We start from the raw sequence: 23,829 nt of genomic DNA on the forward strand, positions 1-23,829 counted from the left end.
TCACCGGGACGAGAGCCTGGCAAGGTCGTAAGTAGTGCTGTGAGGCTTCGGCAATCACGCCGCCTAGATTGACCTGCCGGTTCTGATCTTATGGCATGGTGTGGCGACCTTCGTGTTGACCACGGACAGAAGCATGATCCTGGTGATGAGATTTTGGAAATGAGGGACTTGACGAACAAAGGCCCATTACAGAAGCACGACTGTTTTAATTGACCGGCTCGGCCGCATGTCGTTGAACTCAACTTGGGGCGGGATAAATTAGGAAGGAGTAGACCATGAAAAATTTGAGATTTCGTATCGTAATTGCGGTGACCGCATTATTGGCTGCATCCAGCGCGATGGCGTCCATTCCACGGCCAGAGCATTTCCTATTGACAGGTGTACAGTGAAGGTCGAGAAGCCGGCGGAAGCAGCAATGGTGCGGACGGCCAGTTTCGCCCAAGGATGCAACGACCCCAACTACGCCTGGTATGAATATAGTGGTTGGGAAGCCATCGGCTGCATTGTGAGCGGACAGTGGTGAGCCTAGGCTCTTGACGTGGCCAGCGTTCGTCCGCCCCGCCCAGAGGCGGGCGAACGGAGAAGAGAAGTCCAAGGCCTCCGACCCGTGCGTGCTGCCGAGCTGGAACCGATAAAGCAGCCGTTAGGCCGCTTCTTGTGCTTGAGCGTCTTGGAAGGCTAGGTGTCGTTTAGATGCAGCCGCTCTCTGGCTGCGAGGATCACAAGCCGAGATCAACCTGTGGAGGTGCGGCATCGTCGGTGTCGAGGGAGGAGAGGGTAATACCCAATAGCCGGACCGGTATTTTGAATGGGAAGACAGATTCGAGCAAAATATCAGCGGTTTCGAGCATCATCTCCACACCTGAAACGCCTGATATCAAGGTCTTGCTTCGTGTCGTATGTGTAAAATCCGAATATTTAATTTTAACGGTGACTATTTTTCCAGTGATATCATGCGCTTCGCAGTACCGCCAGACTTTCGCCGCCAAAGGTCGCAGTTCAGCCTGTGCGAGGTCGAGCATGTCGATGTCCTCGGTAAACGTGTCTTCCGCGCCGACGGATTCTCGGATGCGGTTGGCCTTGACTTGCCGCTCATCAATGCCGCGGGCGATACTATAGAAGTATGGTCCTGATTTTCCGAAATGTTGTTGCAGGAACGCAAGGGGTTTTGGTTTCAGATCCAAACCCGTTTCGATGCCATGTCGTTTCATCCGCTCTGCCGTGGCGGGGCCAACCCCGTGGAATTTTTTGACGGGCAGGGCCTCGACAAAGCCTGGTCCGTTCTTCGGGGTGATCACGGCCTGGCCGTTGGGCTTGTTCAGAGCGCTCGCCATCTTTGCCAGGAATTTGTTGTAGGAGATGCCCGCGGAGGCGTTGAGGCCCGTGACCTCCTTAATTTTTGCGCGGATTACTGCGACGCCACAGCCGTCCTTTTGAGACGAAGAATCGACCATCGGGCGTGTTTGGATACGTCTTGCCCATTAGAAGCCAAGCGTCCCTTGGGCCGCTTCTGCATCCTGAGACGGCTTGCCATCATGACGACGGGTCAGTTCGGTCTGTGCGCTAAAGCGCACGTCCACATCCCGATCTGAGATAAACGCGTTGAGTGTTTCGAAGCTGATGCGATCCCATGGCTTTCCTCGATCTGGTCCCGCTGGGACGCGCGGCAGAAGACCTGGTTCGTTGCTCCATGCCAGGCAACGCTCGAGCGAGGTTTGGTTCAACATGTCGCGCAGATGATGAGCCGTAACGTATGCGTCGGGCATTGCCCTGTGCGCTGGCAGGCCGATTTCATGCACCAGTCCGGTGGGCATTCGTTGATAGCGCAGCATCTGGTTGGAAAACCTCGGAAGCTGCGGCCAGACACGCAACGCGCACTTCCATGTGCAGATCCAGGGCGTTCCGCCTGTAAACCGAGGTGTGCAATATCGTTGTTCGAAAGCAGCTCGATGCGCTGCCAAGGCATCAATATGACCGGGAGGACGAAGAACCGTCGACGCTATATCCTTCCAGAAGGGAGCGCCCGCTACCTGGGCATCCAGGATATGATGGATGGCCATCGTGTCGGGTGAGATCGGACGGCCAGGGTTGACGAACAGCGCCCCGCGCTCATCGGTAAGCTCCCACTTTCCATTTGGGTCGATGACAACATCCTGCCAGCCGATCTCGCAAACGTCGTTCGGGCCAATGCCGCCTGTTTCGAGATCGATTACGCGTACCCTGGCTTCGACCGATTCGGTGCTACCTTTTTCAAACTCCAGCATTGGTAAGCGCGACCGGCGCAGGATGGTTCCGGAATATGAGGCCCGCGATCAGCGGGGCTTTCATGCATTTACAGCCAATGCTGAGGGTTTGATCAGGCTTTCCCAAAGATTTATTTTGCGCGCGTCACCAGGCGTCGTTCCAAATCTTATTCAATAATTCAATTCGCGAATCTCTCGCATACCGTCCCAAAACTCGGCTGCGGAAAGTTGCGTTGCAAACTGATCCTAACATCGCCCATTATCGGACACCGGAAGCGAAGGCCCATGAACGAATGGGCAGGTTAAGCGAATGAACAGGACAATAAGGACGCAACCGTCAAGCGCTTCCGCGATGACGACCATGAGCAGCTCCGAACCCATCTCCAGGGCTTCGTCACAGCTTAAAATTTCGTCGTCTCAAGACCCTCAAGGGGCTCACACCCTACGAATTCATCTCCAGACAGATGGGCAATCGAACCGGAAAGTTTGATCATAAATCCAATCCATCAAACGCCAGATGCATTAGCTTGCGTTGCCTTGGATCTGTGTGAGAGAAGATCGTATCGCTAAAGAAATGAGGATGAAGCCGCTTGGCAAATATGCATGCCCACACTGAACTGATCGCTGTGCTTACTGCTGTCACCGCAGACGAGCCGCGTATCATGACGGTGAGTGCGGGGGATGCGCTCCCATCCGGTCCTTTCGAACTCGGTCACCGAAGTCTGCAAGCCGGCTTGCGGGAGTGGATCGGTGACCAGACGGGTCACCCGGTTGGCTACCTAGAACAACTCTACACGTTTGCTGATCGCGACCGATCACCTCCAGCCAGCGGTGACGAAGTGCGGACGATTTCGATCAGCTATCTGGGTCTGGTGCGCGAGCAGGCCGCACCGGGCGCCGGTAAGCCGGGATGGCACGGCTGGTACGAATATTTCCCGTGGGAAGATCATCGCTGCGGACGACCGGATTGCCTGCTTTCCATCAGTGAAGAATTGGGGGCATGGATTACGGTCGAACCGTCCCGGCGTGAAAATCGGCAGCGGCGCGCCGATTTCGCTTTTGGTCTGAACGGCGCGCGCTGGAACGAGGAGCTTGCCCTTCAACGGTATGAGTTGATGTATGAGGCCGGGATTGTGACGGAAGGCGGTTCGGAGGTCGACCCGACGAACGGGCGCACGATGTTTGCCGATCATCGCCGCATTCTTGCGACCGGCATTGCCCGCTTGCGCGCCAAGATCAAATATCGACCGGTGGTTTTCGAACTGATGCCAGAAAATTTTACGCTCCTGCAGTTGCAAAGGACGATCGAGGCTCTGGCGGGACTCACGCTGCACAAGCCGAACTTTCGACGCCTCATCGACCAGCAGGAACTGATCGAGGAAACGGGCGGCAGCACAAGCGAGACCGGCGGCAGACCGGCCAAGCTGTTTCGTTATCGTCATACGGTCCTGGAGGAGCGCGCGCTCTCGGGTTCGAAACTCCCTCTTTCGCGCAATTGACATAAACTCGAATAGAGAATATCCCTGTGCATCGAATATACTCATTTGGAGTATAAGGGAAGCAACAGTATGAATTCGCCGGGTTCCATCTCGTCGCTCTACGAGCGCGTTCGCCGAGTCATGCCTAAAGCCGAGTGGTTGGCCCACGCGGCGGATATCGAGGCGATCCTTGATTTAAAGCGCCGCCGCAATGCGGTGATTCTGGCTCATAACTATCAGACGCCGGAGATATTTCACGGCGTGGCGGACATCGTCGGCGACAGTCTGGCGCTCGCTCGCAAGGCAATCGATGTCGAAGCGGATGTCATCGTATTGGCGGGCGTCCATTTCATGGCCGAAACCGCCAAGCTCCTGAACCCAAACAAGACGGTGTTGATCCCCGATGTGAATGCAGGCTGCTCGCTGGCCGAATCCATCACGCTGGAAGACGTGGCGCTGCTGCGGCAGGCACATCCCGGCGTACCCATCATCACCTATGTCAATACGTCGGCGGCAGTGAAAGCGTCATCGGATATTTGTTGCACCTCAGGTAATGCCAGAAAGGTTGTCGAATCGCTTGGCGTGCCGAAGGTGCTGATGATCCCCGACGAATATCTGGCGCAGAATGTGGCGCGCGAAACCAGTGTCGAGATCGTAGCCTGGCATGGCCATTGTGAAGTCCATGAACTTTTCAATGCGCAAGACGTGCGCGATCTGCGCTACGCCCATCCCGGCATAACTGTTCTGGCGCACCCCGAATGTCCGCCAGACGTGGTGGCGGAGGCGGATTTCACGGGCTCCACCGCCGTCATGTCGGATTATGTTGCGAATAAAAAACCGGCTCGCGTGGTTCTGCTGACCGAGTGCTCGATGAGCGACAATGTCGCCGTAGACCATCCCAATGTCGAGTTCATCCGCCCCTGCAATCTCTGCCCGCATATGAAGCGGATCACGCTGTCCAACATCCGTCAGGCGCTGGAAGAAAACCGCCATGAAGTTACGGTCGACCCAGCCGTTGCGAAGCATGCCCGCCGTGCCGTGGAAAGGATGCTGGCGATATGACCGAGCGCCCAGATCGGTTCGCCGGGCATATCGCAGTTGTTGGCAGCGGCCTTGCGGGGATGATCACGGCACTGACGCTCGCGCCGCAGCCCGTCGTGCTTTTGACGCGGGCGGCGCTCGGCGCAGAAAGCTCCAGCACCTGGGCGCAGGGGGGCATTGCTGCAAGCCTTGGCGAAAGCGACAGCGTCGAACTTCATCTGGCAGATACGTTGGCCGCTGGCGATGGATTGTGCGATCCTGATGCCGCAGCCTCGATTCTACGAGACGCGCCAGCGGCGATCTCGGCACTCGAAGCTTTTGGCGTGCATTTCGACCGGGGCCCGAACGGCGCTTACCTGCTGGGGCTGGAAGGGGCACATTGCCACCGCCGCATTGTTCATGTCGAAGGTGACGGATCGGGAACGGCCATCGTGCGTGCGCTCGTTGATCGAGTTCGCCATACTCCATCGATTACGGTGATGGAGGGTGTCGAGGTGCGGCGTCTGCTAAAAGCGGGTGACACGCTATGCGGCTTGCTCTGCGCAACGCCGGCCGACGCCGTTTTAATCCCCGCAGCAGCGATTGTTCTGGCGACCGGCGGGCTTGGCGGTCTTTATCAGGCAACCACAACGCCCACCAGCAACTACGGCCAGGGGATCATGATTGCCGCCCGGGCTTGTCGAAGGGCTCTGGGTTGTTGGTGAGGCGGCGTCGACCGGCTTGCATGGCGCTAACCGTCTAGCCAGCAATTCGCTTCTCGAAGCAGCGGTCATGGGCATGCGTGCCGCCCGCGACATCGCCGCAATGACCGTCAGACCTCAGCTGACATGCGCTATGGTCGCTCCTCCTGTCGCCCCGGATCCGTCAAGGGTCCGCCCTATCGTCTCGCGCAGTCTCGGCGTTTTGCGTAACGCTATCACGATCAATGGTGCGGTCGCCAATTTGTTGACACTGGTGAAGGAAGATGGACCGGCGACCGACCCGGCTCTGGTGGCGCTCGCCGTTGCCGTCTTTGCCTCAATGCGTGAGGAGTCGCGCGGCGCGCATGGCCGCACCGATCACCTGATGCGGTTTGCGGATGCACGGCGTCGCAAAATGACTCTCGCTTCCGTTCTCGATGTGGCACGCCGGATCGCATCCCCAACTCCTTTCACGCGGCTTGAAGAATGACAGACATGATGATTGCCTCTCTACCCCGCATCGTTATCGAACCAGCCGTGCGCAACGCACTGTTGGAAGACCTCGGCCTCAGCGGCGACATCACCTCTAACGCCGTCATTCCTGCCGGCCATCGCTCTCGCCTTGCCATGGTCAGCAGAAAGAGCGGCATCATTGCCGGCTAGATGCTGCCGAGCTCGCTTTCCAACTCGTAGATACGGCAGTATCCATGATCCGCCACATTCCAGACGGTGCGGAGGTGAAGCCCGGCGATGTCATCGCTACAATCGAAGGCCTATCGCGCGCCTTGCTGACGGGCGAGCGCACGGCCCTGAATTTCCTCGGCCATCTTTCCGGTATCGCCAGTGTGACGGATAATATCGTTACTGCGGTTTCAGGCACGAAAGCGTCTGTCGCCTGCACGCGCAAGACAACGCCAGGGCTGCGGGCGTTGGAAAAATATGCCGTGCGCATCGGCGGCGGCATGAACCATCGCTTTGGGCTGCATGACGCGGTTCTGATCAAGGATAACCATGTCGCCATTGCCGGAGACATGCTTGAAGCCATAAGGCGTGCCAGAGCAACGGTCGGTCATATGGTCAAGATCGAAGTGGAGGTCGATACTTTCGATCAATTGCAGGAGGCGATGGAGATCGGCGTCGATGCCGTATTGCTCGACAATATGACACCAGCGCAATTACGTCAGGCCGTCGATTTCGTTGCGGGTCGGGCCATTACCGAAGCCTCGGGAAATATCAATCCGACTACGGCAGCCGAGATAGCAGCGTCAGGCGTCGATCTTCTCTCGGTCGGTTGGCTTACCCACAGCACCCAGGTGCTGGATATAGGTCTGGATTATGTTTAATGCCAGCGGTTTCTCTGGCTCCGCACCGATCTCGCTTATGACGACTTCGGTATGTTCCTCGTAGCCAAGGCAAAATGGTCTCTGAAGCTAAGGGTACTTGGTGAACACGACCGGACCAAAGCTTCGCGCCGTTATCTTTCGTCTCGTGCGGGAGGCTGGTATCCTTGCCATTTGATCAAATTGACGAAAGGTTGACCCGCGAGCCGGGCATGAGAGTCGAACGCCAAAGACGGCTCGGAGAGAGTCCTTCGTAGACCCAGCGTAGAATAAGACGAAAGGTTGTGACGGCATGAGCGCAGAAGCACGGAAATCATCCATAACGACAGCGGATGTTAGGGAGAGAAAGGGGGGCACCCCACTCGTCTGCCTGACATCATATACAACAAGCATCGCGAGGATTGTCGACCAGTACTGTGACATTATATTGGTTGGGGACAGCCTTGGTATGGTAATTCACGGTATGTCTTCAACGCTTGAAGTAACCCTCGACATGATGATCCTTCACGGTAAAGCAGTCCGCCGTGGAGTGAAACATGCGCTCTTGGTCGTTGATATGCCCTTTGGTTCATACGAAGAGAGTGATCGTGCCCCTGGACGTGGTGTAGGTCGCGGCTGATTGCCGTGCTTTCCGACTGAGGTCGGAGGGGATATCAGCGAGCCACTGCTGGCAAACTGATTTGGGGATCATCGCTCATTTGGGCCATGGTCTCAAGGGTCATGTACCGGGCGCGCTGCACGGCCCATTCATCGTTCTGTTCGAGCAGCAGCGCCCCGACAAGACGGACGATTGCCTCGTCGTTGGGAAAGATACCGACCACATCAGTGCGGCGCTTGATTTCGCCGTTGAGACGCTCGATCGGATTGGTCGAGTGTAGCTTTGCCCGGTGCTCTCTCGGGAAGGTCATGTAGGCCAGAACATCGTCTTCGGCATCGTCCATGATGGTGGCAAGTTTTGGCACTTTCGGCCTGATCTGGTCGGCGACACTACGCCATTGAGCGCTGGCCGCCTCCGGTGTTTCCTGGGCAAAGGCCGTTGCGATGAAGGCGGAGACGACCCGCCGACCGCTCTTTCCGGCATGCGCCAAGACGTTCCGCATAAAGTGAACCCGGCACCTCTGCCAGGTGGCATTGAGAACCTTGGTCACGGCCGCTTTGAGACCTTCATGGGCATCGGAGATGACAAGCTTGACGCCGCGCAATCCTCGGCGTTTCAACTTGCGCAGAAATTCCGTCCAGATCGGTTCGGCTTCTGACGTGCCAACCTCCATACCCAGGACCTCGCGCCGGCCATCACTGTTGACGCCGACGGCGATGATGACAGCGACAGAGACAACCCGTCCGCCGCGTCGGACTTTGAGGTAGGTCGCATCGACCCATAGATATGGCCAGTCGCCTTCGATCGGTCTGTCGAGGAACGCTTTCACCTTAACGTCGATTTCTTCGCAGAGACGGCTCACCTGGCTTTTGGATATGCCACTCATCCCCATGGCCTTGACCAGGTCGTCAACTGAACGGGTCGAGATGCCCTGGATATAAGCTTCCTGGATGACCGCCGTCAGAGCCTTCTCTGCCATGCGGCGGGGTTCGAGGAAGCTCGGAAAGTAGCTGCCCTTGCGCAGCTTCGGAATGCGAAGCTCCACGGTCCCAGCTCGGGTTTCCCAATCACGGTCACGGTAGCCGTTGCGCTGAGCAAGCCGCAACGGGTTCTTGTCGCCGAAATCGGCACCTGTGGCTGAGCCGACCTCCAGCTCCATGAGCCGCTCGGCGGCAAAACCGATCATCTCACGCAATAAATCTGCATCCGCGCTCTTCTCAACAAGCGAGCGCACGTCCATCATGTCTTTGGTCATCGGTGATCTTTCCGTCAGGTTGGTCTTCAACAACCCGACCCTAACGGAAAACACTGGTGGCCGCCCGCAAAGCCGATCACCCGCTACAGCGCTATGGAAGCGCGCGGGCACTCGCCTTTGCTACCCTCCACAACCTACACCACCCGGCGGGACACGATCAAGAGAGTCCTGAACAAGCTTTCCGAAATGCCGCTATTCTCATGCGAGAAACATGTTGCGAGGCTGTCAGCCTGGAAAGAGGGAGGGAAATGGCGGAAACCGTTCGATACTTGGTGAACCGGGGAGTTCCGGTAATGGGCCATATCGGGTTGACCCCGCAATCGGTACATGCATTTGGAGGTTATCGCGTTCAGGGGAAAGGTGCCGAGTCTGCGGCTATGTTACAGCGCGATGCCGCGGCGATCGCCGACGCGGGAGCTTTTGCGATCGTGTTAGAGAAGGTGACGAAGGCTATCGCAGATACGATTACAAAAGAAGTTAAGGTGCCGACTATCGGTATTGGCGCATCTGATCTCTGCGACGGCCAGATACTCGTCGTTGACGATCTCCTTGGGCTGTTTGGCGAGTTTCGGCCAAAGTTCGTCAAGCGCTATGCCGAACTTGCCAATGCGGCATCAACTGCCGTGGGCGACTATGCGAGAGAAGTTCAAAGTCGGCAGTTCCCGTCCGAAAAATATCTGTTTAGCTAACTGTCGAGCGGAGAACCGAAATGGAAATAGTGCGAACCGCGATCGAAATGCGGCGGCTCGTTAACCATTGGAGACGCTCTGGTCACACTGTCGCGGTAGTTCCGACCATGGGAGCGCTGCATGATGGTCATCTCACTTTAGTGCGGCACGCAATGAAGAACTGTGATCGAGTTATTGTGACGATCTTCGTCAATCCCCGTCAATTCAACGAAACATCTGACTTCGAGCTATATCCTCGAACTGAGACAGCGGATGCCGTGAGACTAACGGAGCACGGTGTACATGCTCTTTATGCTCCTGGTATTGGTAATATGTGTCCTCGCGGGTTTGCGACTAAGGTGTCCGTGGAGGGCATTACCGAAGGGTTGTGTGGTGCTTTCCGTCCCGGCCACTTCGACGGTGTAGCGACGGTGGTATTGAAGCTACTCAACCAAACCGGAGCTGATGTGGCATACTTTGGTGAGAAGGACTTTCAGCAACTCCAGACTATTAGGCGCTTAGTTACGGATCTTGATCTTCCGGTCCGAATCGAGGGGGTGGCAACCGTACGAGAGGCCGACGGTCTTGCGTTGTCCTCTCGCAATTCCCGTCTTAGCGCCAGACAGCGCGTCATAGCTTCTTCCCTCGCCAAGCATATGAAAGAAGCGTGCGATCGGATCGGCGACGGCGAGGATATCTCTTCTGTTCTTTCAGACTGCAAGGCGCGGATTATCGCCGAGGGTTTTGAAAAGGTTGAGTATCTTGAAGTCAGAACCGAGGATACATTAGAAAAATCCTACGATTCATCAACCGCGCGCCGCTTGCTATGCGCTGCTTGGTTAGGCAACGTTCGCCTCATTGATAACTTTCTCATACCATTTGGAAGGCCATAATGCAGACGCCAAGCCATGCATCAAGCTTATTTAGGTTCTCGCTCGATACGCTTGCGCGCTAGGTGTGAGCTTTCATGATTTGTCCATTCGGAGCGGATCTTGGAGACTGGAGTTACCACACGTCAGTATTCCGGGATCGCTCCGAATGAACATTCATACGAATGCCCGCTGACGCCGTTGCGTCGAGCGATTTGAGCAGGGTGGACAAGCAGCGATGGCTGATCGCTGGTCGCGTTCTCAAAGAAGTCCACGGCAAACGGATCAGGCGCTGGCTGCGCGCATCATCACGCTTCGCCGCCAGCGCCTGAGTGGCAAGCAAATCACCATGGAAACGGGTGTGTCACCCGCCACTGTAAGCCGTGTCCTCTGGCGTAGCCTGTCCTTTGCTATGAATATGCAAAGCCAAGCGGTCTGATCCATCGTAAGCGGTGTTTTCGTCGCTCATTGACTAAGCTTGATTGGCCATTCCGAAAATGCCGCTACGACATTGATGGCAATAATGCGCCAACTGTTGAACGTGAAATGGCAGCCAAAGTCGCTTGCCAGGAGCGTGTCAAAGAAATGTCTGCATTGCTAGGTGCCCATCCATGCCCGGCATCTATGACATGCAACGAAACGATAGCCTCAGCCCTATTCAATTGTTCAGTAAGAACAACAGCATCGTCGTGGCGTCGGCGCTCGTCGCGCTTTCCCGCTATGATCAAAATCGGTTTACCCGACATTTTGGGAAACCTGAAGCTCGGAGAAAGCGGTTCGGGGCGCAGGAGAACGGCCCCTGCGAACCTGTCGGGAACGACCGAGAGTAATGCTTCAGCAAATATTGCGCCGCTGGAATATCCAACCACGATGACCTCACCTGATGCAGGCAGATGCGCCTCGATCTCCTGCGAAAGCCATCTCCTCGCCAGTTCCACCACTTCGGCAGCCGCAATGCTGCCATCAGAGCGACGTCTGAAGAAGGTGAACCCCTCCGCCTGTAAAAATGGTCCACGAGGAGTGATTAGGTGCGCTTGAGGTACAAGCTGACAACAGAACTCCACCAGATCGGTTTCGTCTCGGCCTGAGCCGTGAAGTGCCAGAAGTGTTAGCATTGTTTTGTTGCCGCGTTGAGTTGCTGCACTTCTTTCATCCGCAGACGACATATTGATGACGGCTTCGGGCCAACAGCAGACTTCTATTGTTTGCTCGTCCCGGAAATTCCACGGCAACAACTCATCGATCCGGGTCTGCTTGTGACCGTCGACCATGGCGGTAAGCGTCGCGGTCAAATAGGCCAACGGATCGACGGCATTGAGCTTGCAGGTTTCAATGAGCGAGGCGATGGCACGCCCGGTTCTCAGCCCCAGTGTCGCGCCCGGCAAAGAGCGCATTCTTGCGATTGAGGGCTATCGGCCGGATGGTCCGCTCGACGCCGTTATTGTTGATCTCGATGCGCCCATCAGTCAGGAAAAGCCACCTAGAGCGATGTAAGGGACGCCCTCCAAGCTTCGTCCTGACGGGCGGCGAGACCTCCGACTACCGTCGCACCCGAGAAATAGTTGTCAGGGTCCACCCACACTGGCTGCTAGTGGTGCGGTGCGCGAAGCTTCGTGGTGATGACACGCATGGTCCGGTCCAATAGGTCCATTGGCGCTTCGATTCTATCCAGCTCTGGAGCTATTGTTTCTCGAGCGATCGGTTGAATAGAGTTCCTGGCGCAAACGTTGATAGCTTTCTGCTAGTCTCTCGCTTACTTTTTCCACCTCGCCCAACTTACCGTCGGATACGATATTTGATGATGTTATGCGTAATACGGCTGCTTCGAGTTCACCTAACTCGGTGTCATTTCGAGTTGCCGGATTGTTCGATGAACGTGTCTCTTGTGATTGAGAATTTTTGAAATCGTGTTCTATGTTCCAATATAAGTCTTCGTGGTTGCCATCACCACTTCGAAGCTCCTCAATACGACTACGATGTACATCTGAGAGGAAATTCTGCGCACACACGAGAAATTCGGCGGCACTTCCCTGATCGTCAGAATGGTCAGCTCTGTCAAACAGATGGAGCGCGTGATCAATTAAACGATTTTTATCATTCGCATCGAACAAGTCGAGCTTCTCTTTGAGCAATTGCAGAGCCTCAGCTTGCCTTTGCAGTTCGGGGAGATGGAGGACTTGGTCAACGAGTGTCGTTCTACGCTGTGACGTCTGGAAATCGATGATCGGAATGACACTCTTGAGCCTTGGCGGCGTCACAGCCTGGTCATCGCGCGGCACCACGTTTTCAAACAGCCTGCTTGCAGACGTCCCGAGACGATTAAGCTTATGTTTAAAGTCGCCGGTAGGCCCATCTTTCAGCATTTGCCTCGCTTCACGGCCAGCTTTTTCGAACCTTCCGAGCTCGGCGGCTGTTTTTACTGGATCGGGAGTAACCAGCCTGGAGAATATCTCTGCGACTGAATCTGTGTTCATATTCTTATGGAGTCCGGAACTTTCGCTACTATCGATCTTACCGGGATTTTCCGCATTCAATCGCTTCATCGTCATATTTCCTTTCGAGCCGCGTCACCGGAAGCACACGTGAACTTTGCTTTTAGAGACAGGCATGGTTATCGACCGAAGTACGAATTTCAACCAATTTTACCTTACAATTGTAAGAGGGATTGAGTGCCGAAGATCGAGAAGGGAAAGCTTGGTCAACGGTCGAGGTCGACTGTTGTCGACACACGCTTGACGATCATTGACGGGTCTCAATCTACATTAAGCTTCAGTTGCCCTTGTAAAGGATAGTGCCGCAATTGCTATCGCCATCGAGACGGCCGCTCTTCGGAACACGTTTGAGCGCGTGTTAATCAATCTCCACCTTCAGTGGAGATGAAATTTGCATAATTGATGATAAATAACGTGTTAGAGAGCGGAATCTCATCTACAGAATATTTGAAAAAATCTCGATGTTAACGTTCGATAGAATCGTCACGCTTTCGTTTTGAAAGCGCATCGCGTGGCGTCTCCCTTATGTCTGACACGTCCGATCCGGTGGCGCGGTTCCGCCGCCCAGTTTCATCGCTAAAGAAAGAGCTAGGATCGGAGATCGATGACCTACGCGCATCCGAAAGTCGTTCATCGTTAGCCAGCGATTTCGTCCCCGTTGGTTTGAATGTAAGTTTGGTCTGGCCAGCCGCACATCCCGCCCTCTCGATTTCTCGACGAACAGCCGATATTTGAGGCTTTTTCAATCCGGTAGATTTATCTGCTTTACTCGCTCCCGCCAGCACCAAATGCCGCTGGGGCACTGTGAGAAGCCGGCACTTCCATGCTTCATGAAAATCGTGCAGATCGCGCACAAGATCGTTGAATTGGTCAGGACTTTTTGTCCTAAGCGTGTGTAGCTGGCCGCTGCCGACAAACGCCGCGAGTTCCGGGCGATCATTTATATCCACCATCCCCGGAGCCAACCAGAAGTCTCTGTTGTCGGAGACGGTTTTAAGAAAACAAATACGGCTGTAGAAGTTACCGCGCCTAGGAGGAATAACTGCATCAAGGGATTTTGCGACGTAACCTGCCATTTCTGCTGCAACGGGATTTGTCCTTGCTCGATGCGGGTTGTCATAGACGACGGCCGCAAGCATGTCGTATGCTAGATACGGGTGAGGCTGATAGGATATTGGGCGGTGGGCTGCTTCTGTGGCCCCATTTGCAGCATAGGAAGAATCCGAGCTGAAACGGTATTGCGCTATTAAACGAGCAATATCTTTAACTTCGTCGGGCGCAAGTTTGCGCACATTCTTATTACCATCTAGCTGCAGCAGCTTTTGCCGTTCTGGACGAATTATTTTCTCTACGGCGTCCGTCACTTCCTTCATGCGATAATGAAATTGATTTGGAATGAAATCCCGGGTTTCAGCACCGCGCGTCTCGGCAATGGTCCTTTGCCTCTTGAGCCAATTCTGAATGGAACTGGAATGCGTTACGATCTCATCAATGACCCGCTGACGCACCTCATTGTAGCTGGCACCATCTGGGATTATCGTGTCGAGGAGCTTGTTAATTTCACGCAGGTCGGCGTTATACCGATCTCTGTGTTTGATATTACCACTAGTGTAAACGGAGGTGTGCTTTTCCGGTAATCTGAGATCAGCGCGATGCCCTACAACAGCAGTCTCGGGGAATTCGACGGGGCTGACCCAGTGTGGAATCTGTCCGTGTCGCTGCAGGTACTCCGACAGGTGACCGATCGTAGCTGCTTGGACTGGATTGGCAAAGCGCGGTTTCATTGAGTCGATGGTGCGGATGACTTCATCTACTTTCGCCGCATTGTTAATCGTCGCCAAATCGGAAGTACCGATTATTCCGGCGTCGCTGATGAGCCGTAAGGTGCCCAAGCGCTGTCTGTTGAACTGCGGCAGGGCAGGAATGGAGCGGCTCAGGATCGCGTCCACTTGGCGGCCGAGTGAACCGGCGTCTGATTGTAAATTTTCTGTCCTTGAGCCAGAGGGCGGTGGACCATTTAATCTACCACCTGCATAGGCAGGAATTCTGCTGCGGATGGAGTCCGTCAGATATGTAATCGCTGATGCTTCCAGCTCGGACTTGCGCACGGTGCATATCCACTGCAAAGAGGTTCTATTCCGTCGATTGTGCGCCTTTCATCGCATTAGGCAATCCCAACGATTGAGCGTTCATCACAAAAATCAATTCATCTGTAATACAGTAAGCGTTTCAAATCCGAAGACTTTTAAATCTGAGTAATTGACGTGCGCACCTCAACTAAAGGAAATCGCGAACCGAGGAGGCAGAATTTAAAGGTTTTCTTTTAAAAGAATTTCGATTCTGATCTTCTCTTGCGCCGCCAACGGCTCCTTGGCATCGGCGCGTGCTCGCATGATGCGTACTGCGCTGCGAACGGCGTGGCCCGGATCCTGCGCGATGACCGCGTCAATGCGGTCGTCGCGCAGTGCCTCTTCAGTGAAGATCGTGCGTTCGTGGACCACTACCGTGAGGTTAGAAAGATCTGAATGTGCGGCGATCGCCGAAAGCGGCACCCGGGCCTCAGCACTCAATACGTAGACCGCGATAATATCCTTGTTGTTCTCGAGGACTCGCTCGATGATCTGGTTTGCACGACGTTCATCGGCGTGCGTTTCGATGGACGGAAGAGCTCTGATATCGGGGAAATGCTGATTTATGACGCTGTCGAAGCCGTGGCGCCGCTGGATGCTGTCCAGAGATTGCATCCTCTCAGCGACAACCATCACCTTGCCCTGCCTGTGAAAGGAAAGCCTGCCAATCAATTTTCCGGCCGTGGCTCCCGCTGCAAAGTTGTCCACACCGACAAAATCGGCTGTGGCGAGTTTCTCTTGCCCGGATAGGAACTGAATGACCTTGATGTTACGTCTAAGGAGACGAGCGACTGCATCGCGTACCTGGGGCGACTCCGGCGCCATCAGTGCTAAGCCGTCAATATCGTCTTCCTCGGCTCTGCTAAGATACTTCGCAACGCCATGTGCGTCGTCAGTCGCGATCTGGATGTAATCGAGGTAAGTGAGATCGCCCTGTAGCGCTGATTTCAATTCCTCTACGCGCCTTATAAGCTCTCGGAGGTACAGATCGCCCGAGTTTGGCAGGACAAAACGAAATCGATAGCTTTTATTGCGTGCGAGGCTCACGGCTGCGGGGTTAGGAACAAAGCCAATCCGATGGATGGCTTCGTTGACTTGCCTTACGGCTTTCTTGCTCACGTTAGGCCGACCGTTCAATACGCGGTCGACCGTCGCGAGGCTGACGCCCGCAGCCTCTGCGAGGTCTTTTGCTGTCGGCCGCATGCCAACTCCTAAAACGATTTGATCACTTCCATTTCCTCTGAATTGACGAGAAATGCAAGAATTGATGTGCGGACCTCAAAATCTTCTTGCGCTGAGGTGCGCACCTCAGTTATTAAGGTTTCGTGATGGCCCGAATGGCCAAACCTGAACGGAAAGTCGACCAACTCGGCTACAGCGCTTTTCAAACCGCTGCGCCCTTGTCGTAACGTTTCTATTCCTCTCGATGGAGGTCGAGAGGTCAACGGGAGGATACCAATGAAGTCCCTTTTCTCGTGCTCGGCACTTGCTGCCGGGATGTATACCGCTGTGGTTATGGCATCGGCTTCTGACGCGCAGGCCGCTGATCTTACTTTGTGTTGGGCGGCATGGGATCCCGCCAACGCTCTGGTGGAGCTCAGTAAGGATTTCGAGGAGAAGAGCGGCAACAAGATGCACTTCGAATTCGTGCCATGGCCCAACTTTGCCGACCGTATGCTCAACGAGTTGAATTCCGGCGGAAAACTCTGTGACCTCCTGATCGGCGACAGCCAGTGGCTTGGCGGCGCGGCCGAGAATGGCCAATACGTCAAGCTCAATGATTTCTTCGAAAAGGAAGGAATCAAGATGGAGGACTTCATCCCCGCGACCGTCGTTGGTTACGCGGAATGGCCGAAGAACTCACCCAACTATTGGGCAATGCCGGCGTTCGGTGACGTGGTCGGCTGGACCTACCGCAAGGATTGGTTCGAGCGCCCCGACATCCAGGCCGACTTCAAGCAGAGATATGGACGCGATCTTGCGGTTCCGAAGAACTGGAACGATTTGGTCGACATCGCGACATTCTTCCAGGGTCGTGAGATCGACGGTAAGAAGGTCTATGGCGCAGCGATCTACACGGAACGTGGTTCCGAAGGTATTACGATGGGCGCCATGAACGCGCTTTACAGCTACGGTTTCGAATATCAGAATCCGAACAAGCCTTATGATCTCGATGGCTTCGTGAACTCACCGGACGCGGTTGCCGGCCTTGAAGAATACAAAAAGCTCTACGATTGCTGCACGCCGCCGGGCCACTCCGACGCGTACATGACCCAGGACGTCGACGCCTACCGGTCCGGTCAGGTGGCGCTGCAGATGAACTTCACCTTTACATGGCCGGGCATCAACGCTGACGCCAATGTCGGCGGCGACAAGTCGGGCTACTTCCCCAACCCGGCCGGCCCGAAGGGCGCGCAGTTTGCCCAGCTCGGCGGCCAGGGCATTTCTGTCGTTGCGGCCTCCGAAAAACAGAAGGAAGCTCTCGATTACATCAAGTGGTTCGGCCAGCCCAACATCCAGCAGACATGGTGGAAGCTCGGCGGCTATTCCGCCCTGCAGGCGGTGGTTGAGGATCCCAGCTTCGCCTCCAGCCAGCCTTATGCAAAGCCGTTCCTTAATTCGATGGCGATCGTGAAGGATTTCTGGGCCGAACCGTCTTACGCTTCTCTTCTCCAGGCATCGCAGGAGCGCTTCCACGACTATGTGGTTGCAAACCAAGGTACCGCGAAGGAAGCCCTGGATGGCCTGGCCAAGGATTGGAAGGCCGTCTTCGAGGACGAAGGCAAATACTGACGCTTATACACGCTTCCTCCCAGCGGTAAGCGTCACTGCAGGGCCGGCCACGCGGAGCGTGCCGGTCCTGCCCACCACTCATATCTATGCCAAGGAGACGGACATGCTCCATTCACCGATCGACCGGGTCGCCAGCGCGACTCCGCGCGCAATCGCGGCACGCGTCAAAGGTCTTTCTGATCGCGCCATAGCCTGGATTTTTGTAGCGCCCTCGATCGTCTTGCTACTCGCCATCAACATCTTTCCATTGATTTGGACGATCAGGCTTAGTTTCACGAATATCAGGGTCAACCGGCCCAACGCACCTGTCGAGTTCGTCGGCTGGCGCAATTACATCAGCATTCTGACGGACAACGATATCTGGCAGAGCATGCAGGCGACCGCGCATTTCCTGATCTGGACCATCGTCCTGCAGGTGCTGATCGGCTTTTCGCTTGCCTATCTGATCAACAAGAAATTCCGCGGCAATGACCTCTGGACGACGATCATCGTGCTTCCGATGATGCTGAGTCCCGCGGTTGTCGGCAACTTCTGGACTTTCCTTTATCAGCCGCAAATAGGCTTGTTCAATTACGTGGTTGGCTTCCTCACAGGGAACGAACCCTCCAGCTTCTCGATGATTGCAAGTACGTCTTTGGCGCCCTGGGCGATCGTCATCGTCGATACCTGGATGTGGACGCCCTTCGTGATGCTGATCTGCCTTGCCGGCCTGCGTTCCATTCCGGGCAGCATCTATGAGGCGGCCGAATGCGACCGTGCGAGCAAGTGGCGCCAGTTCTGGACGATCACCATTCCAATGGTGCTGCCGTTCCTGATGCTGGCGGTTCTCTTCCGCGGCATCGAAAATTTCAAGATGTTCGATCTGGTGGTCCAGTTGACGGGCGGCGGTCCCGGTTCGATCACCGAACTGACCTCGATCAACCTGAAGCGCGCCGCTTTCGAGCAGTGGCGAACTGGCTATGCGTCCGCCTATGCCGTCGTTCTATTCGTTACCGTATTCGGCCTGGCGTCGATCTACGTCAAAGCTCTGAACAAGGTGAAACAGAGATGAGCAGCTATTCCGTAACCGAGCCTTTGGGGCGTCAGAAGTGGTTTGCCGGTATTCTGGTTATCCTCTACGCCGCAATCACACTCCTTCCGCTTTTGTGGATCATCGGCACGGGGTTCAAATCGCCTGCAGACGCGATCGCCTATCCCCCCAAAATGATCTTCGAACCGACGGTCGAAGGATATGTCAACCTCTTCACCACGCGTACCCGTGTTCCTGAGGAGCAACTCAAGGCGCTCGGAGAGCCGACGACCTGGTACGACAAACTGGTTCGTAAAGAAGGTGTGGTCATTACGGGTGCGTCCCGTTTTGCCGAGCGGTTCACGAACTCCGTCATCATCGCGTTTAGTTCTACCGTACTTTGTATCGCTCTCGGCACGGCCGCTGCCTATGCCTTCTCGCGGTTCAAGGTACCGTTTAAGGACGACCTGCTGTTCTTCATTCTTTCGACACGCATGATGCCGCCGATCGCCGTCGCCATCCCAATTTTCCTGATGTTCCGCTCAATGGGCCTCAGCGACACGCATGCTGGTATGATCCTGCTCTATACAGCGGTCAACCTGTCCCTGTCCGTGTGGCTGCTCAAGGGCTTCATCGACGAGATCCCGATCGAATACGAAGAAGCTGCCCTCATCGATGGCTACACGCGCTTCCAGGCCTTTTACAAAGTCGTGCTGCCGCAGGCCGTTACCGGCATCGTCTCAACCGCAATCTTCTGCCTGATCTTCGCATGGAACGAATATGCCTTTGCCGTTCTCCTGACCTCAGGCAATGCGCAGACAGCACCGCCGTTCATCCCGACCATCATCGGCGTCAGCGGCCAGGATTGGCCGGCAGTGGCCGCCGGAGCAACGATCTTCCTGGTTCCGGTCATGGTCTTCACCATCCTGCTTCGCAAACATCTTTTGCGCGGCATCACCTTCGGAGCGGTTCGCAAATGACGATCTTTCTCAATCGCCTGTTTCGTCTTCGGCGCGACGCATGGGAAATGCTGGCATCCATCCTGATTACGCTTGGCGTCGTCATGTTGATGCAGCCACTGTCCCTATCGCTCTACTCCTACTCATTCATCGTGACGCTTGTGGGCACAGTGATGTTCATCATCGTCAGCCATTTCCTGGAGTGAACCCATGGCACAGATCAGAATTCAGAATGTGCGCAAGGATTTTGGGGCATTCAACGCGGTCAAGTCTTCCACCTTCACCGTGGAGGACGGAGAGTTCTTCATGCTTCTCGGCCCTTCTGGATGCGGCAAGACGACCACTTTGCGAATGATGGCCGGCCTTGAGCTTCCAACCAGCGGCGAAATTTACATCGGCGGCGAAGAGGTCGGCATGAAAAGGGCAAGCGAGCGGGATATCGCCTTCGTCTTCCAGATGTTCGCTCTTTATCCCCATATGAACGTCCGCAGGAACATTTCCTATCCCCTGGTCAGCCAGGGCATGCGCGAGCCGGAGGTCACCAAGCGTGTCGCCGAGGTGGCGAAGATCCTGCAAATCGAGAGCATCCTCGACAAACCCGTCGGCGGCCTATCCGGCGGCGATCGCCAGCGCGTCGCACTCGGCCGTGCCATTGTGCGCAACCCGAAAGCATTCTTTATGGACGAGCCGCTCGGCGCACTCGACGCTGAATTTCGTGAGCACATGGCGGAAGAGCTGCGCGCTCTGCATGATCGCATGGGCGCCACCACTGTTTACGTGACACATGATCAGCTGGAAGCCATGCAGATGGGCGACAAGATCGTTGTGATGAACCACGGGGTCGTCGAGCAATTCGGCAAACCTCAACAGATCTATGACTGGCCGGCGACGAAGTTCGTCGCCAAGTTCATCGGCTCGCCACCCATGAATTTCTTGGAATTTGAAGGCGTAATGGCAGCCGGTGGTAATCAGGTTAGCCTCTGCGGGTACGACGTGAAGGTTCCAGCCTCCCGAGACGAACGCCAAGGGAAGCTCGCGCTTGGTGTGAGACCCGAACATGTCAGGTTCAGGGATGATTCATCGTTTCGGGGCCGTGTGGTCGCCACCGAATATCTCGGTACGACCCAGATCGTCACAATCGATACCGCACACGGAGCAATCAAGGCTCGAACCCGCTCGAACCAGTCCGCCCGTGTCGATGAACTGATTGGTCTCGATTTCGATACCAAAACCTTGACCATCTTCGACTCGGCAAGCGGAAACGCCCTTATCTCCGAGGCCAATGAAGGAGTGCTGCGTCGTGGCTGAAGTCATCCTGAAAAGCATAAACAAGTCATTCGCCGGCCATCGCGCCCTCGACGGCGTTTCGATGGTCGTCCCGGATGGATCGTTTGTCGTTCTTCTCGGCCCGACAGGTGCCGGCAAGACAACGACATTGCGAATGGTTTCCGGGCTGGACACGCCCGACAGCGGTGATGTTATCATTGGCGAACGCTCAATGCGCGGTCTCACGCCCGCGCAGCGCAATGTCGCAATGGTCTTCCAGCAGTATTCCCTCTATCCGCATCTCTCGGTGCGCCAGAACCTGGAATTCCCATTGAAGTCGCCGCTGCTGAAGACACCGCAAAATGTCATAAACGAGAAAGTGAAGGCGATTGCAGAAATCCTGCAGATCTCACACAAGCTCGATAACAAGGCGACAGCCCTTTCGGGTGGCGAAATGCAACGTGTGTCCATCGGACGCGCGTTGGTCAGAAACCCGCAGATCTACCTGATGGATGAGCCTTTAAGTTCGCTCGTCGCCAAGCTCCGATCCGATCTTCGCATCGAGCTCAAGAGCATCCAGGCCAAATCGGGTGCGACTTTGCTCTATGTCACCCACGATCAGGTCGAAGCGATGACGATGGCAACCCATGTCGGCGTCCTCCAGAACGGCAAGCTTGTCCAGTTCGGCTCTCCACGAGAGATCTACGAACAACCTGTCAGCCTGTATGCGGCGACCCGCCTCGGGCAGCCACGCATTAATGTCGTCCCTGCGGAACTCTTTCCCGGTGCGCCGGCAAAGGCCAAATCCATTGGCTTGCGGCCGGAACATATCGGTCAGTGTGATGGTCAGGATGCGACAGTAACCCGCGTCGAACATCTGGGCGATCAGACCCGCCTCCATCTCATGTTCAAGGCGCACAACCTTATCACCGTCACCGACGCCCATACCGAACTCAAGGGCGGCGAAACCATCAAGATCAAGCCAAACAAGCCGCTCTACTTCGATGTGGACGGCATGCGCTTAGTTTAAGGGAGACAATAATGTCACAGTTCCTCAACAGCAGGGAAAATGCGGTCACGGAAGCGCTGGAGGGAGTGCTCGCAGCATCTGGCGGTGCACTCGTCCGTCTGGACGGATATCCGCACATCCGTGTCATCGTCCGATCCGATTGGGACAAGAGCAAGGTGGCGCTCGTCTCCGGCGGTGGATCAGGCCATGAGCCCGCACATGCCGGCTTCGTTGGCAGGGGAATGCTGACCGCCGCCGTTTGCGGTGATGTTTTTGCATCGCCCAGCGTTGACGCGATCCTTGCCGGTATCCTGGCTGTCACAGGACCAGCGGGCTGCTTGCTCATCGTAAAGAACTATACCGGTGACCGCCTTAACTTCGGGCTTGCAGCCGAACGCGCGCGCGCATACGGCTTGAACGTCAGCATGGTCATCGTCGACGACGACATCGCGCTGCCGGAACTCCCTCAGGCTCGGGGTGTGGCAGGAACACTTCTCGTCCACAAGATCGCGGGTGCCGTGGCGGAAAGCGGTGCGGATCTAGACGCGGTTATCAAGGCCGCACGCCGTGTAATCCAGAACACGAGCTCGATCGGCATATCGCTCGACACCTGCACAGTCCCTGGCTCTCCCAAGGAGAATCGGATCCCCGAAGGGCACGCCGAGCTCGGTCTTGGGATTCACGGCGAAGCCGGCGTCGAGCAGATCGAATATTCAGGTGCAAAGGGCGCTGTGGCCGCAATGGTCGATCGCCTCGCTGCGTCGATGTCAGATAAACCTCACGTGGCCCTCGTCAACAACCTTGGCGGCACCTCGATCCTGGAGATGTCGGTAGTGATTTATGAGCTGATCCAATCTAAGATCGGCAGCAAGATTACTCACATCATTGGTCCGGCGCAGTTGATGACGTCACTCGACATGCAGGGATTTTCGATCTCGGTATTTCCTGCCGAAACGGCAGAACTGGCGCTTCTGCAGGCACCGGTGGACCTTCCAGCATGGCCGGGGCTTGCGGCCGTCAAACCCGTCTCTATCCTCGCTCTGCCCGACGGTTTGACGCCAATCGCGCCTATTCCGTCCCAGCACAAAGCCACCCGTGAGTTCCTCCATGATTGCTGCTCGCTTCTCATAGAGGCGGAAAAGGATCTGAATGCCCTGGACGCCAAGTCTGGTGACGGCGACACCGGCTCAACATTGTCCAGCGCTGCGCGCGCCCTGATCGGTGCGCTCGATCGCCTCCCACTATCCGATCATACGCAACTCTTCCGGGCCATGGGCCAGGAACTCAGCCAGACCATGGGCGGATCATCGGGTGTGCTCCTCGCGATTTTCTTTGCTGCCGCTGGTGATGGTGCATCAAGTGGGCTGACGATCCGCGATGCATTAAAGGCCGGCCTCTATAGAATGCAGGAGATTGGTGGCGCGCGGCTTGGCGACCGGACAATGGTCGATGCTCTCTTGCCTGCACTCGACGCACTCGAACAAGGTTTCGCCCCCGCAGCTAAAGCAGCACGTGCAGGAGCTGACCTAACGGCAACACTTATCCACGCAAAGGCGGGACGTGCCGCATATGTCAATGCAAAGCAATTGGAAGGTCATGTCGATCCCGGGGCAGAGGCCGTTGCCCGACTGTTCGAGTACCTGGCGGTGCGGCCCGACTTCGACGGTCAATCAGCTGGCGAAAAGACCGTCGCTATGAGCGTGACAGGGTGATAATCGTCGCAGACGCAGACGCACACGCACATGGAATTTGGCACCTGTTTGGATCAGAAAAAATCGATCCTATCATCGGGCTCCAGCAATTGCTTCTACTGGCAGGATGTATTGATATGTAAAATATGTTTGCCATCATTGCTTCTCTTTCGCATTTGCCGAGCCCTGGCGGGCTCGGCAAATGCGGATCAGCAATGATGGCAAACATATTTACATATCAATATAATTGAATTTTGATGTCGGTATACAAGATTTTCTTATGGATGGAAATATTTAAGTAATATAATT

Annotated in this window: 16 protein-coding genes and 8 pseudogenes; 16 read left to right on the top strand and 8 right to left on the bottom strand. The window is 55.6% G+C overall.

Features of this window, described 5'->3' with window-relative positions:
* Positions 1–719: 719 nt before the first annotated feature.
* Positions 720–1,409, bottom strand: a pseudogene (locus J5289_RS27910) (DNA polymerase IV); the annotation flags it as partial.
* A gap of 72 nt (positions 1,410–1,481) precedes the next feature.
* Positions 1,482–2,264, bottom strand: a complete 783-nt coding sequence (locus J5289_RS27915; RefSeq protein ID WP_209208044.1) for a DNA polymerase III subunit epsilon — start codon at positions 2,262–2,264, stop codon at positions 1,482–1,484.
* Between the two features lie 268 nt (positions 2,265–2,532).
* Between J5289_RS27915 and J5289_RS27920 the strand changes: the two are divergent.
* The 6 genes and pseudogenes from J5289_RS27920 to J5289_RS27945 all read left to right on the top strand — a co-directional run.
* A pseudogene (locus J5289_RS27920) lies at positions 2,533–2,813 on the top strand (hypothetical protein); the annotation flags it as partial.
* A gap of 29 nt (positions 2,814–2,842) precedes the next feature.
* Positions 2,843–3,742 carry a hypothetical protein gene (locus tag J5289_RS27925; RefSeq protein WP_209208047.1) on the top strand — a complete coding sequence of 300 codons (900 nt, stop codon included), beginning with the start codon at positions 2,843–2,845 and terminating at the stop codon, positions 3,740–3,742.
* 69 nt (positions 3,743–3,811) lie between these two features.
* The gene (gene nadA, locus J5289_RS27930; protein WP_209208045.1) at positions 3,812–4,783 is read left to right on the top strand and encodes a quinolinate synthase NadA; all 972 of its coding nucleotides are present in this window, start codon (positions 3,812–3,814) and stop codon (positions 4,781–4,783) included.
* A pseudogene (locus J5289_RS27935) lies at positions 4,780–5,932 on the top strand (FAD-binding protein). The gene nadA and the pseudogene J5289_RS27935 overlap by 4 nt, the downstream one beginning before the upstream one ends.
* A 5-nt stretch (positions 5,933–5,937) precedes the next feature.
* Positions 5,938–6,785, top strand: a pseudogene (nadC, locus tag J5289_RS27940) (carboxylating nicotinate-nucleotide diphosphorylase).
* Positions 6,786–7,074: 289 nt separating this feature from the next.
* Positions 7,075–7,395: pseudogene (locus J5289_RS27945) on the top strand (3-methyl-2-oxobutanoate hydroxymethyltransferase); the annotation flags it as partial.
* Positions 7,396–7,435: 40 nt separating this feature from the next.
* On the opposite strand, the gene J5289_RS27950 reads toward J5289_RS27945, so the two are convergent.
* Positions 7,436–8,635: an IS256 family transposase gene (locus J5289_RS27950; protein WP_209207809.1), complete on the bottom strand. Its 1,200-nt coding sequence runs from the start codon at positions 8,633–8,635 to the stop codon at positions 7,436–7,438.
* A gap of 143 nt (positions 8,636–8,778) precedes the next feature.
* Between J5289_RS27950 and panB the strand changes: the two are divergent.
* The 3 genes and pseudogenes from panB to J5289_RS27965 form a co-directional block, all read left to right on the top strand.
* Positions 8,779–9,324, top strand: a pseudogene (panB, locus tag J5289_RS27955) (3-methyl-2-oxobutanoate hydroxymethyltransferase); the annotation flags it as partial.
* Positions 9,325–9,371: 47 nt separating this feature from the next.
* Positions 9,372–10,196: a pantoate--beta-alanine ligase gene (panC, locus tag J5289_RS27960; RefSeq protein WP_307877452.1), complete on the top strand. Its 825-nt coding sequence runs from the start codon at positions 9,372–9,374 to the stop codon at positions 10,194–10,196.
* A gap of 175 nt (positions 10,197–10,371) precedes the next feature.
* Positions 10,372–10,572 (top strand): annotated as a pseudogene (locus J5289_RS27965) (helix-turn-helix domain-containing protein); the annotation flags it as partial.
* A gap of 103 nt (positions 10,573–10,675) precedes the next feature.
* Here J5289_RS27965 and J5289_RS29645 read toward each other — a convergent pair.
* The 5 genes and pseudogenes from J5289_RS29645 to J5289_RS27985 form a co-directional block, all read right to left on the bottom strand.
* Positions 10,676–11,338: a dienelactone hydrolase family protein gene (locus tag J5289_RS29645; protein ID WP_307877453.1), complete on the bottom strand. Its 663-nt coding sequence runs from the start codon at positions 11,336–11,338 to the stop codon at positions 10,676–10,678.
* A 51-nt stretch (positions 11,339–11,389) separates the two neighbouring features.
* Positions 11,390–11,648 (bottom strand): annotated as a pseudogene (locus J5289_RS27970) (transposase domain-containing protein); the annotation flags it as partial.
* 188 nt (positions 11,649–11,836) lie between these two features.
* On the bottom strand, positions 11,837–12,715 hold the full coding sequence (locus J5289_RS27975) for a hypothetical protein (protein ID WP_209207795.1): 879 nt from the start codon (positions 12,713–12,715) through the stop codon (positions 11,837–11,839).
* A 413-nt stretch (positions 12,716–13,128) separates the two neighbouring features.
* On the bottom strand, positions 13,129–14,772 hold the full coding sequence (locus J5289_RS27980; RefSeq protein WP_209207794.1) for a hypothetical protein: 1,644 nt from the start codon (positions 14,770–14,772) through the stop codon (positions 13,129–13,131).
* A 201-nt stretch (positions 14,773–14,973) separates the two neighbouring features.
* A complete protein-coding gene (locus tag J5289_RS27985) occupies positions 14,974–15,996 on the bottom strand; it encodes a LacI family DNA-binding transcriptional regulator (RefSeq protein WP_209207793.1) in 1,023 nt (340 codons plus the stop codon).
* A gap of 255 nt (positions 15,997–16,251) precedes the next feature.
* Between J5289_RS27985 and J5289_RS27990 the strand changes: the two genes are divergently transcribed.
* The 7 genes from J5289_RS27990 to J5289_RS28020 all read left to right on the top strand — a co-directional run bounded on the left by J5289_RS27990 (position 16,252) and on the right by J5289_RS28020 (position 23,541).
* A complete protein-coding gene (locus J5289_RS27990; RefSeq protein WP_209207792.1) occupies positions 16,252–17,586 on the top strand; it encodes an ABC transporter substrate-binding protein in 1,335 nt (444 codons plus the stop codon).
* A 103-nt stretch (positions 17,587–17,689) separates the two neighbouring features.
* Entirely contained in the window at positions 17,690–18,637 is a 948-nt protein-coding gene (locus tag J5289_RS27995; protein ID WP_209207791.1) for a carbohydrate ABC transporter permease, read from the top strand.
* Positions 18,634–19,575 (top strand): carbohydrate ABC transporter permease, encoded by a 942-nt coding sequence (locus tag J5289_RS28000; RefSeq protein WP_209207790.1) that lies wholly within the window; start codon positions 18,634–18,636, stop codon positions 19,573–19,575. The genes J5289_RS27995 and J5289_RS28000 overlap by 4 nt, the downstream gene beginning before the upstream one ends.
* Positions 19,572–19,760, top strand: coding sequence for a hypothetical protein (locus J5289_RS28005; protein ID WP_209207789.1), 189 nt, complete (start codon positions 19,572–19,574; stop codon positions 19,758–19,760). Before J5289_RS28000 ends, J5289_RS28005 begins: the two co-directional genes overlap by 4 nt.
* A 4-nt stretch (positions 19,761–19,764) precedes the next feature.
* Positions 19,765–20,862, top strand: coding sequence for an ABC transporter ATP-binding protein (locus J5289_RS28010; protein ID WP_209207788.1), 1,098 nt, complete (start codon positions 19,765–19,767; stop codon positions 20,860–20,862).
* A complete protein-coding gene (locus J5289_RS28015) occupies positions 20,855–21,850 on the top strand; it encodes an ABC transporter ATP-binding protein (protein ID WP_209207787.1) in 996 nt (331 codons plus the stop codon). The genes J5289_RS28010 and J5289_RS28015 overlap by 8 nt, the downstream gene beginning before the upstream one ends.
* Before the next feature lie 11 nt (positions 21,851–21,861).
* Positions 21,862–23,541 carry a dihydroxyacetone kinase subunit DhaK gene (locus J5289_RS28020; protein WP_209207786.1) on the top strand — a complete coding sequence of 560 codons (1,680 nt, stop codon included), beginning with the start codon at positions 21,862–21,864 and terminating at the stop codon, positions 23,539–23,541.
* Positions 23,542–23,829: the final 288 nt, after the last annotated feature.

It is taken from the genome of Rhizobium sp. B230/85, assembly GCF_019355735.1.
GTDB classification, from domain to species: Bacteria; Pseudomonadota; Alphaproteobacteria; order Rhizobiales; family Rhizobiaceae; genus Rhizobium; species Rhizobium rhododendri.